The 15322-nt window shown below is 66.5% G+C and carries 15 protein-coding genes; 3 read left to right on the top strand and 12 right to left on the bottom strand.

What is annotated here, in order from left to right; all coding sequences use genetic code 11:
- The first annotated feature begins 9 nt into the window (after positions 1-9).
- Positions 10-1209, top strand: a complete 1200-nt coding sequence (locus ABLE91_RS18510; protein WP_348933179.1) for an HlyD family secretion protein — start codon at positions 10-12, stop codon at positions 1207-1209.
- Positions 1210-1239: 30 nt separating this feature from the next.
- Positions 1240-2844, top strand: coding sequence for a DHA2 family efflux MFS transporter permease subunit (locus ABLE91_RS18515; protein WP_348933181.1), 1605 nt, complete (start codon positions 1240-1242; stop codon positions 2842-2844).
- Between the two features lie 3 nt (positions 2845-2847).
- Here ABLE91_RS18515 and ABLE91_RS18520 read toward each other — a convergent pair whose 3' ends face one another.
- The 3 genes from ABLE91_RS18520 to ABLE91_RS18530 all read right to left on the bottom strand — a co-directional run bounded on the left by ABLE91_RS18520 (position 2848) and on the right by ABLE91_RS18530 (position 6533).
- Entirely contained in the window at positions 2848-4149 is a 1302-nt protein-coding gene (locus tag ABLE91_RS18520) for a PAS domain S-box protein (RefSeq protein ID WP_348933183.1), read from the bottom strand.
- Positions 4150-4382: 233 nt separating this feature from the next.
- Positions 4383-4682, bottom strand: coding sequence for a hypothetical protein (locus ABLE91_RS18525; RefSeq protein ID WP_348933185.1), 300 nt, complete (start codon positions 4680-4682; stop codon positions 4383-4385).
- A 9-nt stretch (positions 4683-4691) separates the two neighbouring features.
- Positions 4692-6533 (bottom strand): chloride channel protein, encoded by a 1842-nt coding sequence (locus ABLE91_RS18530; RefSeq protein ID WP_348933187.1) that lies wholly within the window; start codon positions 6531-6533, stop codon positions 4692-4694.
- Between the two features lie 67 nt (positions 6534-6600).
- Between ABLE91_RS18530 and ABLE91_RS18535 the strand changes: the two genes are divergently transcribed.
- Positions 6601-7053 carry a MarR family winged helix-turn-helix transcriptional regulator gene (locus ABLE91_RS18535; protein WP_348933189.1) on the top strand — a complete coding sequence of 151 codons (453 nt, stop codon included), beginning with the start codon at positions 6601-6603 and terminating at the stop codon, positions 7051-7053.
- 36 nt (positions 7054-7089) lie between these two features.
- Here ABLE91_RS18535 and ABLE91_RS18540 read toward each other — a convergent pair whose 3' ends face one another.
- The 9 genes from ABLE91_RS18540 to ABLE91_RS18580 all read right to left on the bottom strand — a co-directional run bounded on the left by ABLE91_RS18540 (position 7090) and on the right by ABLE91_RS18580 (position 15253).
- Positions 7090-7563 carry an aldo/keto reductase gene (locus ABLE91_RS18540; protein ID WP_348933191.1) on the bottom strand — a complete coding sequence of 158 codons (474 nt, stop codon included), beginning with the start codon at positions 7561-7563 and terminating at the stop codon, positions 7090-7092.
- Positions 7560-8099: an aldo/keto reductase gene (locus ABLE91_RS18545; protein WP_348933193.1), complete on the bottom strand. Its 540-nt coding sequence runs from the start codon at positions 8097-8099 to the stop codon at positions 7560-7562. Before ABLE91_RS18545 ends, ABLE91_RS18540 begins: the two co-directional genes overlap by 4 nt.
- 35 nt (positions 8100-8134) lie before the next feature.
- Complete coding sequence (locus tag ABLE91_RS18550) at positions 8135-8581, bottom strand: PPC domain-containing DNA-binding protein (RefSeq protein ID WP_348933195.1); 447 nt, start codon at positions 8579-8581, stop codon at positions 8135-8137.
- 109 nt (positions 8582-8690) lie between these two features.
- The gene (locus ABLE91_RS18555) at positions 8691-10676 is read right to left on the bottom strand and encodes an ABC transporter ATP-binding protein/permease (protein ID WP_348933197.1); all 1986 of its coding nucleotides are present in this window, start codon (positions 10674-10676) and stop codon (positions 8691-8693) included.
- Between the two features lie 118 nt (positions 10677-10794).
- Entirely contained in the window at positions 10795-11619 is an 825-nt protein-coding gene (locus tag ABLE91_RS18560; protein ID WP_348933199.1) for an ABC transporter permease, read from the bottom strand.
- Positions 11616-12818 carry an ABC transporter substrate-binding protein gene (locus ABLE91_RS18565; protein ID WP_348933200.1) on the bottom strand — a complete coding sequence of 401 codons (1203 nt, stop codon included), beginning with the start codon at positions 12816-12818 and terminating at the stop codon, positions 11616-11618. The genes ABLE91_RS18560 and ABLE91_RS18565 overlap by 4 nt, the downstream gene beginning before the upstream one ends.
- 16 nt (positions 12819-12834) lie before the next feature.
- Complete coding sequence (locus ABLE91_RS18570; RefSeq protein WP_348933202.1) at positions 12835-13602, bottom strand: ABC transporter ATP-binding protein; 768 nt, start codon at positions 13600-13602, stop codon at positions 12835-12837.
- Entirely contained in the window at positions 13599-14684 is a 1086-nt protein-coding gene (locus ABLE91_RS18575; RefSeq protein WP_348933204.1) for an acyl-CoA dehydrogenase family protein, read from the bottom strand. Before ABLE91_RS18575 ends, ABLE91_RS18570 begins: the two co-directional genes overlap by 4 nt.
- Positions 14681-15253, bottom strand: coding sequence for a carboxymuconolactone decarboxylase family protein (locus tag ABLE91_RS18580; protein WP_348933205.1), 573 nt, complete (start codon positions 15251-15253; stop codon positions 14681-14683). Before ABLE91_RS18580 ends, ABLE91_RS18575 begins: the two co-directional genes overlap by 4 nt.
- Between the last annotated feature and the right edge of the window lie 69 nt (positions 15254-15322).

Here is a 15322-nt window from a genome sequence, read left to right on the forward strand (position 1 = left end):
AGCTGTCCCATGTCCCAGCACCAAGGTTCGTTTGCAGCGGAAAAGCCCGTCCCGGCCAATGAAGCCGTGGGCAAGCTGCTGGAGGATGCCCACATCGCCGTGCCCGCCGCACCGAGCGCGCAGGAGAGCGGCGAGCCTGCGGCGCCGGCCGGGCGGCGGCACGGCCTGCGCTGGCTGCTGCTCGTGGGCGTCGGGCTCGCCGCCCTCGCGGGCGCCGCCGATTATGGCTGGAACTACTGGACGGTGGGCCGCTTCGAAGTTTCCACCGACGACGCCTATGTCCAGGCGGACAACACCACCATCGCCCCCAAGGTGTCGGGCTATATTTCCGAGGTTCTGGTGCAGGACAACCAGCCGGTGAAGGCCGGGCAGGGGCTGGCCCGCATCGATGACCGCGATTTCAAGGTGGCGCTCGACCAGGCCAAGGCTAACGTCTCGGCTGCCCAGGCGGCCATCGCCAGCAAGCAGGCGTCCCTCGACGCCCAGCAGTCCATCATCGACGCCGCGCAGGCCACCCTGGACGTGGACCAGGCGAACCTCACCTTCGCCTCCCAGGACAACCAGCGCTATGCCAGCCTCGCAAGTTCGGGCTTCGGCACGGTGCAGAACGCCCAGCAGGCCGCGTCCCGCATCGCCGCTGCCCAGGCGACGCTCCAGCGCGACAAGGCGAGCCTCGTCAACGCCACCAAGCAGGTGGACATCCTCAAGGCCGATATCGTCCAGGAACAGGCGGCCCTTGCCGCCAGCGAGGCGGCCCAGCGCCAGGCGGAGCTCAACCTCTCCTACACCAGCATCGTCTCGCCGGTGGACGGGGTGGTGGGCAATCGCACGCTGCGTATCGGCCAGTACGTCCAGGCGGGCACCCAGCTCATGGCCGTGGTGCCGAGCGCCGCCACCTATGTGGTGGCCAACTACAAGGAAACCCAGCTCACGGACGTGCGCGCCGGCCAGCCGGTGGAGGTCGAGGTGGACATGTTCCCGGGCATCGTCGCCCACGGCCACGTGGACAGCATCGCCCCGGCGAGCGGCCAGCAGTTCGCACTCCTGCCTCCTGACAACGCCACGGGCAACTTTACCAAGATTGTCCAGCGCATCCCCGTGAAGATCACGCTCGATGCCGGCAGCCCGCTTCAGGGCGATCTCCGGCCGGGCATGTCGGTCTATCCCACCATCGACACCAAGCCGGCCGCGACAGCGCACGCAAACTGACGTGACGCGTCGAGCCCGGAGGGCACTCTCATGTCGAGCACCACCCACACCCTGAACCCGCCGGCCGCCGCAGCGGCTCCTGCGCAGGACAAGGCCAGCACGGCGACCTGGATCGCCGTCATCGCCGGCATGATCGGCGCGTTCATGGCGATCCTGAACATCCAGATCACGAACGCCTCGCTGCTCAATATCGAGGGCGGCATCGGCACGGGCGTCGACAACGGCGCCTGGATCTCCACCTCCTACCTCATCGGCGAGATCATCGTGATCCCGCTGACCAGCTATCTCAGTCGGGTGTTCTCGTTCCGCACCTACATGATCGGGAGCACGTTCTTCTTCGCGCTCTTCTCCATGGCCTGCGCCTTCGCGCACGACCTCGGCTCCATGATCGCCATGCGCGGGCTCCAGGGCTTTGCCGGCGGCGTGCTCATCCCCATGGCCTTCACCATGGTGGTGACCAAGCTGCCCAAGGCGCAGCAGCCCACGGGCCTTGCCATGTTCGCGCTGGCGGTGACCTTCGCGCCCGCCATCGGCCCGACCATCGGCGGCTACCTCACCGAGAATTACGGCTGGCAGACCATCTTCTTCATCAACACCGCGCCGAGCATGGTGATGATCGCCGCCCTCTGGTTCACGCTGGAGCGCGCGCCAATGCAGCTTCATTTGCTGAAGGAAGGCGACTGGGCGGGCATCGCCACCATGGCCATCGGCCTCTCGGCCCTCCAGACCATGCTGGAGGAGGGCAACAAGGACGACTGGTTCGGCTCGCCCTTCATCGTCAAGCTCGCGATCACCGCGGCCGTGTTCCTCACCGCCTTCATCTGGATTGAGCTGAAGGTGAAGAACCCCCTGGTGGACCTGCGCCTGCTGCTGAACCGGAATTTCGGCATCGGCACGCTCGCCAATGTGCTGGTGGGCATCGGCCTGTTCGGCTCGGTCTATGTGGTCCCGCAATATCTCGGGCAGGTTCAGGGCTACAATGCCGAGCAGATCGGCATGGTGCTGGCCTGGACCGGGCTGCCGCAATTGCTTTTGATCCCGCTGGTGCCGCGCCTCATGAAGATGATGGACGTGCGCTATCTCGGCTTCATCGGCATCGCGCTGTTCGCCGCAAGCTGCTTCATGAACACCCACATGACGCTGGACTATGCGGGCGACCAGTTCTTCATTCCCAACATCGTCCGTGCCGTCGGGCAGGCCCTGATCCTGACCCCGCTCACCGCCATCGCCACGCAGGACATCGCGCCGAAGGACGCGGCCAACGCCTCGGGCCTGTTCAACATGCTGCGCAATCTCGGCGGCGCGGTGGGAACGGCGACCCTCGCCACCATCATCACCAAGCGCGAGCAGTTCCACTCCAACATCATCGGCCAGTCGGTGGTGAGCTCACGCGAGGAGGTGCACCACCGCCTCGACCAGATGACCGGCTACTTCATGTCCCACGGCATCTCGGACGTGGCGACGGCGCAGCATCAGGCCATCGTGGCCTTAGGCAACATCGTCAAGAAGCAGGCGCTGGTGATGGGCTTCAGCGACACCTTCGCGGTGCTGGGCGTGCTGCTGGCGGTGGCCGCCGTGTCGCTGCTCCTCGCAAAGAAGGGCAAGGCGGGAGCCGGCGCAGCCGGCGCCCACTGACACTCAGCGTGTCTCGCTGCTCTGCGTGGCCAACTGCTTCTTCAGGGCCTTGAGCTCCTCGAAGCGCGCGGTGATGTCCCGCAGGACAGCGACCATGCCTTCCACCGAACCATCGCGGGCCTTCAGCAGCGCGATGGTGAACTCCAGGGACACCCGCTTTCCGTCCTTGCGCAGCCCGGGCACCGACAGAAGATCGCCGGCGCCATACCGGCTTTGTCCCGTCCGGGCGGTGTCGTGATAGCCTTCCCAATGGCGGGCGCGTAGCGGCTCGGGGATGATGATATCGAGCGACGCTCCGAGCGCCTCATCTTCTGAAAACCCGAAAATCCGCTCGGCGCCGGGATTCCAGAGCACGATCATTCCTTCGCGATCCGTCGCGATCACGGCTTCGGCCGCACTGTCGAGGATCACGCCCCCGATCGCCTCCCGCATGAAGCCGCCGCCTGCCTTGGCGCCTCTGGCCGGGGGCGGGCTTTGAGCCGGCGCTTGTGGGGGCGGCGCGCTTTCGGGCTCCTCGTCGAAGAGATCCTCCACCGTGCCGAAAAACTCATAATGGAGCCGCGCGTCGCTCACCCCCGCGCGCGCGAGGCCGGGAACGAAGGTGCGCAGAAAACCAATGGGCCCGCAGACGTAATAGTCCGCGTCCGATACCGGCGTGTGGGCCAGGACCCAATCCAGCGTCAGGCGTCCGGCGATGTCGAAGTCGCGGCCCTGAACGTCCGCCGGGCGCGGGTGGCTGTAGAAAAACCTCACCTGCGCATCGGAGAGTTCTGCCGCCAGTTCACGCACATGATCGCGGAAGGCGTGGTGGGCTCCGTCCCGTGCAATGTGAATGAAGTGGAGCGGCGCGCCGAGGCCCTTCGAAGCGGCCCCTTCCAGTATGGCGATCATCGGCGTGATGCCGACGCCCGCGCTCAGAAGGACCACGGGGCGCCCGCTCTGCCGATCCAGCACGAACGATCCGGACCCACAAAGAATCTCGATTTCCGTTCCCGGCCGCGCTTCATCGTGCAGCCACTGGGACACGCCGCCCTTCGGCTCGCGCTTGACGGAAATGCGGAGTGTCTCGCCGTTGGGAGCGCATGAGATCGTGTAATTGTGTTTGACGCGGCCCTTTCCCGGCAGGTCGAGCAGCATGGTGAGGTGCTGACCGGGCTCATGGGGCTCCACGGGGGACCCATCCACCGGGCGAAGGATGAAAGACGTAATCACGTCGCTTTCGGCCTGCCGGCGTTCGACCGTGAACTTGCGCAGGCCGGATGTCCTTGCTGGGGCCGCGATTTGTGCGTTGTTTCCTTCGGGCACGGCGCTTTATCCTCCGCCTCATGAGCAAATGTTTTGTGGGTGGGCCAGCGGATGCCGGCCGCGGTCGCGACCCACGGGCTGAATGATGAGGGCAGCTCTATCGATGGTACGCTCTGAGGGCGTGCCGTATCCTTCAACATCCGGATGGTCTGGTCCGGTGCGGGTCTGTGTCATCGCATCAGGCGGGAGCCCTGAGGGCATGTACCGCGACTGATGATCCATCGTCTCCAATATCAAAATCTGCTCGATAAATCATCGAACTCGATGGCGGCCAGGATGCTTCCTGAGAGCAGGGACAGGATTCCGTAGCTGAAAGTATATTCTGAAACTGAAGACAAAATTAGCAGCGTTGTTCCCAGCAACATCATCGTGATGGATGTTATAGAAAATATTATGCTCATGAATGTTTTCGTGTCGATGGGTTCGCATGCCGGTCTTCTGGGTGGGTTTCCGCCGTGCTCCGGCCGGGACCGGAGCACGGCGGGTCCCTCTTCTTCCCCTCTTGAACCGTTTCCTCCGAGCCGCACTTTCATCTGCGTTTTCTATGAACCAGCCGACCGCCACCAGCCGAGATGGGCCGCATGGTCACGCTCTTCCGCGCTCCGCCGGGCACGGGCGGCGAGCAGATCCTTGCGGGCGACAAGGCCCGCCAGCTGATGGTTTTCGTTGATCACGGGGACCCGTCCGGCGCCGGTTTGCGCCATGCGATCGGCGACATGGCTCACCAGCTCCTCCGGCCTCGCCAGGATGAGGCCGACATCATCGATGCGCTCGGTGATGGGGGCGGCGCGGTCGAGATCGTCGCCTTCCTGGAGCCAGGCAAGGATGTCGGCCCGTGAGACCATGGCGACCACCTGCCGGTCCTGCAAAATGACCGGGTAGCTCTTGTGGCGGTGCTCGGTTGCCATGAAATGATCGATGGCCTCGCCCACGCTCCAGGTCGCGGGCAGTGCGTCCACCTGCCTGATCATCACATCGCCCACGTGGGTCTGGTCAAACGGGTCGGCATGATATTCGCGGGTGATGTGCAGGCCGCGTCGGGCGATCTTCTCGGTGAGGATGGAGCGCTTGAGGATCAGCACCGTCGTGGCATAGGCGATGCCGCAGGCGACCAGCAGCGGGAGCGCGGCGGCGTAGTCGCCCGTCAGCTCCATGGCGAACAAGGTCGCCGTGAGCGGCGCGCGCATGGTGCCGCCCATCATGGCGGCCATGCCGAGAAGGGACCAGAAGCCCACATCGGCCGGCGGCAGAACGTTTGCCAGAAGCGCGCCCAGGGCGCCGCCGAAGATCAGTAGCGGCGCAAGCACGCCGCCCGACGTGCCGGAGCCAAGCGCGATGGCCCAGATGACGGCCTTGACCACGAGGAGGAGGAGCGCGGCGTTGAGAGGCATATCACCCGCCAGAAGCGCCCGGATGTTTTCATAGCCCACGCCCAGGGCCGCCGGCTCGATGAGGCCGCCGATGCCGATGGCGAGGCCCCCCAGCAGCGGCCACCACATCCAGTGGATGGGCAGTTTCTGGAACAGGTCCTCCGAACCATAGACCATGGAGGTCAGCACGCCGGAAACGAGCCCCGCGGCGAGGCCCACCAGGGCCCAGGACACCATGCCGTTGAGCGTCGGGTCCATGGCGCCGTGATAGGCAAACAAGGGCGCGGGATCGAGGATCAGCGTGCGGGCTCCGGCGGAGACGGCGACCGCCACGATGACCGGGAGGATGCTACGGGGCTTCCACTCGAACAAAAGCAACTCGACCGAGAGGAGCACCGCCGCGATGGGGGTTCCGAAGATGCCGGTCATGCCCGCCGCCGCACCGGCCACGAGCAACGCCTTTCGCTCCGCGGACGAGAGATGAAACATCTGGGCGAGAAGCGAACCCACTGCGCCGCCCGTCATGATAATGGGACCTTCCGCGCCGAACGGGCCTCCCGTGCCGATGGAGATGGCGGAGGAAAGCGGCTTCAGCACCGCCACTTTCGGGCTGATCCGGCTCTTGCCGATGAGGATGGCTTCGATGGCCTCCGGGATGCCGTGGCCGCGGATTTTCTCCGAGCCGTAGCGGGCCATGAGGCCGATGATGAAGCAGCCGGCGATGGGCACGAAAAGCGAATACCAGCCGAGCGGAGAGCCGGATATGGGCAGCGGCTCGAGCGACAGGCGCCCGTAATAGGCAAGGTTGGTGCACAGGGTGATGAGGCGCAGGAGAGCCCACGCGGTCCCCACGGACGCCGCCCCCACCGCAACCGCGATGGCCATGAGTATCACCACGCGATAATCGGTGGTGAAGTCGCCGAGCTCCGGTGTGGCCGCCGGAACCGGCCGCTCGGGCCGGGCGCCGGAAATCTCGCGCGCGGCGCGTATCGGGGGATTGGAAGAAGCGTCCATCGGGCGGCGGCATTCGGTCATTAATTTATATCGTAGTGCGATATATCTCAGAGGAAGGGAGCGTTCAATGGCGGATTCGCAGCCCGCAGCACCGCGGCGCAAGGGCGGCAAGGAGGAGGGGCTGGATTATGCGGCGCTGGCGGAGTTCCGTTATGCGATCCGCAAGTTCCTGGCCTTCAGCGAGGAGGCGGCGACGCAGGCCGGCCTGACTTCGCAGCAGCATCAGGCGCTCCTCACCATCAAGGGGGTGGGCGCAGGTGCGGGCATTTCGGTTGGCGTGCTCGCCCAGCGTCTTTTGATCCGCCAGCATACGGCGGTGGAACTGGTGGATCGCCTCGAACGCTCGGATCTCGTCCGGCGCATGCCGGACGCGCAAGATAAGAGGCGGGTCCTCGTCACATTGACGGGCGAGGGTGAAAAGCGGCTGAAACAGCTTTCAGCGGTGCATCTTGATGAATTGAGGGCGATCGGCCCGACGCTGGCCGACATCCTGGCGACCCTGCAGCCCGCGCAGTCCTGACCCGTCCGGTGAGACGGGCGGAGGCACGATGGGCCATCACGTGCGCGGCGTGGATGCCTGAGCGTGGATCAGCCCCTCCGCTTTCAGCTCGGCCCAGAAATCGGCGGGGGTCTTCGTCTGCATGGAGGTGTAGTCCTCGACGATCTGCCTGGCACTTCCCGCGCCCACCACAAGCGCCGAGGCCACGTCCGCAGCGGCAGAGAATTGCAAGGCGGCGGTCCTCAGGTCGACCCCGTGCCGCCCGGCGACCTGCCGCAGCTGCTCGCGCTTGGCGATGACGTCCGCCGGGATCTTGTAGTTGTCTGCGCCATAGTTGAAGCGGGGACTGCCACTGATGAAGCCCGCATTGAGGGACGAGCCCATGACGAAGCTCACGCCCTTCTCACGAACCGCCGGAAATACCGTCTCGACCGCAAAGGCGTGGTCGATGAGGGAATATTGCCGGGCGAACAGGCAGATATCGACATCGGCCACCTCGATCGCCTTCAGGATCGGCTCGGGCGCGTTCACGCCGAGGCCCCAACCCCCTTGATGACCCCTTCCTCGCGCAGGCGCGTCAGGGCCGGGAAGGCGCCCTTCCGGGCGATCTCGAAATGCTCCTCCCACGATCCGGGGAGGAAGGGATTGTCGGGCGAGAGATCGTGGACGAAGACGATATCGAGGCTGTCCACGCCGAGCCGCTGGAGGCTGTCCTCGATGGAGCGCTTCACCCCGTCCGCGCTGTAGTCGAAGACGGGATCGTTGGGCGACGGCGAGAACGGAAAATATTTGCACCCGCCATTGTCGCGGGACGCCTTGAGCAGCTTTCCCACCTTGGAGGAGAGCACATATTGATCCCGCGGCTTGCTGTGCAGGACGGCTCCGAAACGCCGCTCGCACAGGCCGAGCCCATACCAGGGCGACGTATCGAAATAGCGCACGCCCGCCTCCCAGGCCGCCTCCAGCGTCTCTCGGGCATCCCTGTCGTTGACGATGGCGAACTCGTTGCCCAGCGCCACGCCGCCCATGCCGAACCTGACGGGCGGCCTGTATTTGTCGTGCGCCATGCTGTTCATCCCTTTCGTTCTCTGCGGCGGGGCGGTTACTGGCCGTCCATGCGGATGAGGGCGAGGCCGCTTTCCGGGTCGAACCGCTTGCACAAATGCGCGGGGCTCTCCGTGAGCATCACCTCAAGGGTGGGCCGCACATGCCCTTTTGCGAGATGGCCGGCGAGGGCGGTGCCGTCGCGGCGGCCGAGCACGGCATGGACGTGGAGCGCGGGCTTGCCGTCCGGGCCGCTTGCCACGTCGCCGGAGAAGGCCGCGACCTCCACCTGCTCATGCACCGGGATCTGCTGGTATTCCTTCTTGTCCCAATCGAAATAGGTCAACGTCGCCGCGCTGAAGGCGCCGATGGCCGTGAAGTGGGCGGCGGACAGGCGCTCCTTCTCGGCAAAGCCCTGGAGCGTTGCCATCACCTCCTCGCCCGTCTCCAGGATGATTGCGAAGGTGCGCAGGCTGCCGTCATCCGCGAGAAGCTTGGTCTGCATGGCGTCTCCTCCAGAGGGCGATGGCCGGTTCCGAAGCAACCGCAGACCCGCCTCCCTGTTCCAGGTCACGCTCCTCGAAAGGCGGCGCCGATGGAGGGGCGCAGCAGGCTCATTTGCGCGCCGCCGTCTTCGGTGCAGGTTTCCGCGGTCGCAGGAAACGGCTGATCAGGCGGGGCGATCCCTTGCGCGGGATCAGGTTGATATCGGTGACGAGCTTGGCGCCGCCCTTGCGCCGCTCCAGCACGATCTTGCGGCTGTGGAAGGCTTCCAGCTCGGCGCGGTGGGCGACGCTGACGATGGTGGCCTTGGGCAATTCCGTCGTGAGCATGCCCATCATCCGGTCCTGGCTATTCTCGTCCAAAGCGGACGTGGCCTCGTCCAGCACGATGATGTCGGGGTTGTGCAGCAGCAGGCGGGCGAAGGCGAGGCGCTGCTTCTCGCCGCCGGACAAGGTCTGGTCCCACGGCGCGTCTTCCTCGATCTTCTCCTTCAGATGATCGAGGCCGACCTTCTGAAGCGCCGCGCCGATCTCCTCCAGGGTCCAGTCTTCCGCTGCGCCGGGATAGGCCGCGGCGCGTCTCAGCGTGCCCGAGGGGACGTAGGGCTTCTGCGGCAGCATGAAGAGCCGTCTGTCGCGATGGAAGGTAATGGTCCCGCCACCCCACGGCCACAGCCCCGCAATGGCGCGCACCAGCGTGCTCTTGCCGCTGCCGGATGCCCCGGCCACCAGCAGGCGCTCGCCGGGCTCGATCACCACCTCGGTCTCGCCGACCACGGCGGTGCCGTCGTCCAGGCTGACGGACAGATCGTTGAGCCTCAGCATGGCCTTGCCGTCATCCTCGCCGCGCTTGATGCGTCCGATCCCATCGCCACGCTCCGCCCGCTCCAGCCCGTCCAGCGACATCATCAGGGATGCAATGCGGCGCGCGCAGGCGTTCCAGTCGGCGAGGCGGGGATAATTGTCCACCAGCCAGCCGAAGGCCGCCTGGACGATGGTGAAGGCGGAGGCCGCCTGCATCACTTCGCCGAGGCTCATGTTCCCTTCGAGGAATTTCGGGGCGCACAGCAAAAGCGGCACTACGGGGGCGATCAGGCTCGAGCCCTGCGAGACCAGGGTGGTGCGCATGTGCTGGCCTGCGAGGCGCGCCCATTGGCGAAGCACGTTCGAGAAGGTGTTGTTGATCCCGTCGCGCTCCTCCTCCTCGCCGCCGAGCAGGGCGATGCTTTCGCCATTCTCGCGCACGCGCGTCAGCGTGTAGCGGTACTCGGCCTCCGCCTGGTTCTTGTCCTCGGACACCTCCACGAAGCGGCGGCCGATGAGGAGGATGGAGCCGGAAGCGATGGCGGCATAAAGCACCGCGGCGATGACCAGGAAGCCGGGAATGGTGACGGTGGAACCGCCGAGGGTCACCGTCAGCGCCCCGCCTATGGTCCACAGGACGACGATGAAGGTCGCGGCGGAAAGGAATGCCGCGGTCACCCCGGCGATGAAGTCCACGGGGGATTCCGTGGCGATCCGCAGGTCCTCCGCAATGCGGTATTCCGGGTTCTTATGGTCGCCGCTGACGAGGTTGAGCTGGTAATAGCGTCCCGCGGTCAGCCATCGCGACACCACGGCATTGGTCAGCCAGGCGCGCCAGCGGCGCTGCATCCCCATCCGGACATACACCTGAGCGACGCCAAGCAGAACGCTGCCGACGGCGAGGGGGAAGAACACCGCGCTGAGGAAGAACACGGCGGAGGCATCCCGCCGCTCGATGCCGTCGAAGATCGACCGGTTCCACACGTTGATGCTGTATTGGAAGCCCACATTGGCGATGATCAGGATCAGCAGCCCAACGGTGAAGAGCCAGGCGAGGCGGTCACCGCCCCGGCCCCAATAGCCCCGCGCACTGATCCAGAACCGCGTCAGCAAATAGGCCTTGCGCAGCCGCTCAGCTTCCTCTGGCGAGAGCTGGGCGTCCGGTTCGATGGCCTCCGGGGGAGGTGGCTCCACATGGCCGCCATCCTCGGCGACCACGTCGGCGAGTTCCGATTTTTCTACGGATTGAGACGTTTTCGATGATGACCTGGACGTAGCAGCAGGAGTGGTCATTCCCCAATAACAGCGCAGGAAATGGGAATGTTCCGCATGGCGAAAAATGCCATGCAGCTCAGATCCTTAGCTGTTCAGGCTCAGCCCTTGAAACGCCGGGGACGAAAGAGGCGCGTCATCAGGACCAGCGGCGGCACAAGGCGCGGGCCAGCCCGTCCAGGAGGAAGCCGAGGACGCCGATGAGGAGGACAGTGGCCATCAGCTCGGAATAGGCGAGCCGATCTCGGGTATCGAGGACGAAGTAGCCGAGGCCCGCGGACACACCGAGCATCTCGCACGGCACCAGCACGATCCACAGGATGCCGATGGCGAGGCGCACGCCGGTGAGGATGTGGCCGATGATGCCGGGGAAGATCACCCGCGACAGCATTTCCCAGCGTGTGGCGGCAAGGCTGCGGGCCAGCTGCGTGAAGCGCGGGTCGAGCTGGCGCACGCCGGCGGCGGTGGAGAGGAGGATGGGCCACACGGCCGCAAAGGTGAGCAGGAAATAGATGGGGCTGTCGCCCACCCCGAACACCATCACCGCGATGGGCATCCAGGAGAGGGGCGAGATCATGCGCAGGAACTGGAAAGCGGGCGTGGTCGCCGCCTCCAGCGCGCCGAATGTGCCGACCGCCATCCCCACCGGCACCCCGATGGCGAGTGCGAAGGCAAGCCCCACGAGGATGCGCTTCAGGCTGACCGCGACATGGATCAGCAGATCGGACTGGACCAGGAGATCGGCGAGGCTCGCAAACGCGGGCATGGGCGAGAAGCGCCGGACGAAGCTGCCCGGAGCCGCCAGCACATCCGTGCCGATCCACCACAGCCCCACCAGCGCCAGAAGCCCGATCACGCCCAGCAGGAGCCGGCGCACGCGCGGGCGACCGGCCTGCCTGCGGGTTCCCGGCGCGGGCTTGTGTGCCTGAGAGACAAATGCGCCGGTGGGCGGCGGGGCATTCACGGGGCGACCACCTCGGTCCTGGTGAAGGTGTCGGGGAGGCCGAAAGCGGGCAGGCCGCCGGACTTGGCAAGGGCCGCCTTTACAAAGCGGTCGTCCACCAACTCGCGCGCGGCGGCGCTGGGGTCGAGGGCGGAGAGGAAGCCGCGATCGCCTTCGATCAGCGTAGTCTGGAGGCGCCGCACGAGTTCCTCGGTGTAGCTGGGATAGGGATAGGGCTGGAAGTCGATGCGCTTCTCCCTCCAGTCCGCATGCTTGATGGCGCCGGACTTTTCATAGAAGGCCGTGTCGCTCTCCGGCGGCGCGAGCACCTTGTCCAGCACCGCCACCGTATGGGGCGTGTAGCGGTTCGGCCCATCCTTGGAGAGGAGCTTCGCCGTCTCGGCGCGGTTGGCGCGGGTCCAGAGTTGCGCCTTGACGATGGCGTTCACCACCTTCTGCGACCATTCGGGGCGCGTTTCCAGATCGCGCTCGTGCATGAAGACGACGCAGCAGGCGTGGTCCTTCCACACGTCGCCGGTGAAGCGCAGGATCTTGCCGATGCCTTGCGCCTCGGCCGCCGCATTGAAGGGCTCGGCGACGATGTAGCCCGCCACCTGCTTGGAGGCGAGGGCGGGGGGCATGTCGGAAGGCGCCATCACCACGAGGTTCACCTCGTTCGCGGCCGGCGCTCCGGTGCGCTTGGTAACGGCGGTGAGGCCGTTCTCCTTCAGGAGGCTTTGCAGCACCACATTGTGGATCGAGTACCAGAAGGGAATGGCGACGGTCTTGCCACCGAGGTCGGCGACGGAATTGATCTCGGGCAGGACCGTGAGGCCCGAGCCGCTCACATGGTTCCACGCCACCACCTTGGCCGGCGCCTTGCTGCCGAAGCGCGCCCACACGGTCATGGGGGAGAGCAGGTGGATGACGTTCACCTGGCCCGAAATGAAGGCCTCGATCACCTGCGCCCAGCTGCGCAGCAAAACGGGCTTCTCGGCCTTGATGCCCTCGGCGTCGAAATAGCCGTTGGCATGGGCGACGAGGAGCGGCGTCGCGTCGGTGATGGGCAAATAGCCGATCTTGACGGGGGCGTCCGCCTCCTGGGCGCGGGCCTCGGCCGCCTTCAGCAGGGGCAGGGCACCAGCCGCGGTGAAGAGGGCGGAGAGCTTCAGCATGTCGCGGCGGGAAAAGCCGCGCCGGGAAAAGCATTCGATGCACATGGGTCTGGTTTCCCGGTCAGTGGCGGCGAACCGCGTGGCGAAGGATCTGGAGGATGTCGATGCGCATTTCGCCGAGCTCGGCCACATAGTCCTGGCGGGGCTTCGGCAGGGAGACGGTCCACTCGCCGATCTGCCGCGCCGGTGCGCCGCCGAGCAGAAGCACGCGGTCGGCGAGCAACAGCGCTTCGTCGATGTCGTGGGTGACGAGGAGGGCGGCGGTGCCGAAATCGGCCACCACCTTCAAGAGCAGGTCCTGCATCTCCGCTCGCGTCACCTCGTCGAGGGCGCCGAAGGGCTCGTCCAGCAGCAGCACCTGCGGCTTGCGGGCAAGGCAGCGGGCGAGCGCCGTGCGCTGCGCCATGCCGCCGGAGAGGGCGGAAGGATGCAGACGGCGGGCATGGGCAAGCCCCACCTCGGTGATGGCCGCGTCCACGCGGCCCTGGCGCTCCTCCCGCGACAGGCGCGGCTGGCGCTTGAAGTCGAGGCCGAAGGCGACATTGGCTTCCAGCGACAGCCAGGGCAGGAGGCATGGGTCCTGGAAGGCGATGGCGACCCGCGGGTTGACGTCCCGCAGCGCCTCGCCGCCCATGAGGACGGTGCCTGCGCTTGGTGCCTGGAGCCCGCCGAGGACACGCAGCAGGCTCGATTTTCCGACCCCGCTCGGCCCGAGGATGGCGACCACTTCCCCCGGCTCCAGCGCGAGGTCGAAGCCGGCGAGAACGGGCGCGGATGCCCCTTCGTAGCGCAGCTCCACGCCGCTGGCCGCGAGCACGGGCTCGATCATGCGGCGCTCTGGCGCTGGGCGGCGAGCACGGTCTTCAGCTGGACCAGGCTGGGCGTGATGACGGGCACGAAGGCCGCCTCGCGCCAGCGCCGAGCGAAGCCCGCGCCGGGGCCGGAGAGATAGGCGCGGCCACCGGCCGCCTGAAGCTCCAGCCCCACCGCCTGCGCCACGATCTCGGCCAAGGCGATGCGGATCTGGAAGAGAGGCGGGGCCTTGACCTGGAAGACGCCGCTCTTCAGGCCCTCCCTGAGCGCCCGTTCCTGATGCGCGAGCGCCGCCGCAAGGTCGGCCAGCGGCTCGGCCAGAGTGTGCCGTCCGGCGCCGACGCAGGCCCGGGCTTCGGCGAGCGCGCGGCGCGCAAGGCCGATGGACATGCCGCATTGCAGGCCAAGGAACGCGGGGCGCACCAGCGGCAGCCAGGCGCCGGCGTCAGTGGCGATGACCCGTTCTGGCGGGATCGCGACGCCTGAGATGGCGACCGCGGCCGTATTGGTGGCGCGCAGGCCCATGAGGTCGAGATCGGCCGAGCGGACGAGGCCGGGATCGTCATGGGCGAGGGAGGCGATGAAGGCGCCCCGGGCGTCGCCATAAGAGACGGCGGCCGCCACATGGAAGCCTTCCGGCTTGAGGTTGGTGACCCAGGGCAGCTTGCCGTCGAGGACGAAGCCGTCGCCTTGCGGCTGTGCGGCCACCTGAAGTTCCTCAAGGCCGGAGAGGAACTTCATGGCGTTGGAGAGGCCCGTCGCGCCTGCGACGCGGCCCGCCAGGAGATCCGGCAGAAGCGCCTCACGGAGCGCCGCGTTCGGGCTCTGGAGCAGATATTCAATATAGCTGCGATGGCCCCAGAAGACGAAGCCGGCGGCCATGGAGCGCTCGGACACGGCGGCGATGGCTTCCACCGCGTCCGTCACATCGCCGCCGGTTCCGCCGTGCGTCTCGGGGACGCCGGCGGCCAGCACTTCGCCGGCGGCAAGGCGCGGCAAGACCTGCGACGCAGGGATGGACATGGCGTCGAGATCCGCCGCATTGGCGTCGAGCCAGCCGGCGAGATGCGGGTCGAGCGTACCTGCCGCCAGGGTCATTCCGCGGCGGCGGCGTTCGGGCCGTCCCAGCGATAGGGTTCGAGCTGTGCGTTCAGCGGCGGCGCGCCGAGATTGTTGGCGAAGTTGCAAAGCGTGGCGAGGCTGACGCCAAGCACCACTTCCAGCGCGGCCTGGTCGGAGAAGCCGGCCGCGTGGAACGCCGCAAGATCCGCATCCTCCACCCGGCCCCGGCTTGCGATGACCGCCTTGGCGAAGCACGCCACCGCTTCCAGCCGGTCGTCCGGCACATGGCCGAGGGCGCGCAGTGCTTCGACCGTCGCGGCGTCCAGGCCGGCCTGCTTGATGGCGATGGCGGTGTGGCCGGCAACGCAGAAGCCGCAGCCATGGGTCGCCGCCGCCGTGATCTGCACCGTCTCGCGCTCGGCCAAAGAGAGCGAGGAACGGGCATTGATGCCCGATACGGTCAGGTAGGTTTCCAGCGCCACCGGCGCGTTGGCCAGCACCCGCAGGAGGTTTGGAAGATAGCCGTTCCGCTTTTCGGCGGCGATCAGAAGATCCTGGGCGTCTGCGGGCGCATCCTCAGGGGTGCGCAAGGGAAGGCGCGACATAAATTCTCTCCACTAACTCTATCAACGATACGAATTAGTGGAACCTTGCGCAAGGTTTGTGCAAAGAGA

It is taken from the genome of Aquabacter albus (assembly GCF_040049275.1).
Classification (GTDB): Bacteria; Pseudomonadota; Alphaproteobacteria; order Rhizobiales; family Xanthobacteraceae; genus Aquabacter.

Bases quoted from the DNA above. Each gene is read 5' to 3' on its own strand.
- ABLE91_RS18535 (WP_348933189.1), top strand. From the start codon at position 6,601: ATGGCGGATTCGCAGCCCGCAGCACCGCGGCGCAAGGGCGGCAAGGAG.
- ABLE91_RS18510 (WP_348933179.1), top strand. From the start codon at position 10: ATGTCCCAGCACCAAGGTTCGTTTGCAGCGGAAAAGCCCGTCCCGGCC.
- ABLE91_RS18530 (WP_348933187.1), bottom strand. From the start codon at position 6,533: ATGGACGCTTCTTCCAATCCCCCGATACGCGCCGCGCGCGAGATTTCC.
- ABLE91_RS18515 (WP_348933181.1), top strand. From the start codon at position 1,240: ATGTCGAGCACCACCCACACCCTGAACCCGCCGGCCGCCGCAGCGGCT.
- ABLE91_RS18545 (WP_348933193.1), bottom strand. From the start codon at position 8,099: ATGGCGCACGACAAATACAGGCCGCCCGTCAGGTTCGGCATGGGCGGC.
- ABLE91_RS18555 (WP_348933197.1), bottom strand. From the start codon at position 10,676: ATGACCACTCCTGCTGCTACGTCCAGGTCATCATCGAAAACGTCTCAA.
- ABLE91_RS18575 (WP_348933204.1), bottom strand. From the start codon at position 14,684: ATGACCCTGGCGGCAGGTACGCTCGACCCGCATCTCGCCGGCTGGCTC.
- ABLE91_RS18565 (WP_348933200.1), bottom strand. From the start codon at position 12,818: ATGTGCATCGAATGCTTTTCCCGGCGCGGCTTTTCCCGCCGCGACATG.
- ABLE91_RS18570 (WP_348933202.1), bottom strand. From the start codon at position 13,602: ATGATCGAGCCCGTGCTCGCGGCCAGCGGCGTGGAGCTGCGCTACGAA.
- ABLE91_RS18525 (WP_348933185.1), bottom strand. From the start codon at position 4,682: ATGAAAGTGCGGCTCGGAGGAAACGGTTCAAGAGGGGAAGAAGAGGGA.
- ABLE91_RS18550 (WP_348933195.1), bottom strand. From the start codon at position 8,581: ATGCAGACCAAGCTTCTCGCGGATGACGGCAGCCTGCGCACCTTCGCA.
- ABLE91_RS18580 (WP_348933205.1), bottom strand. From the start codon at position 15,253: ATGTCGCGCCTTCCCTTGCGCACCCCTGAGGATGCGCCCGCAGACGCC.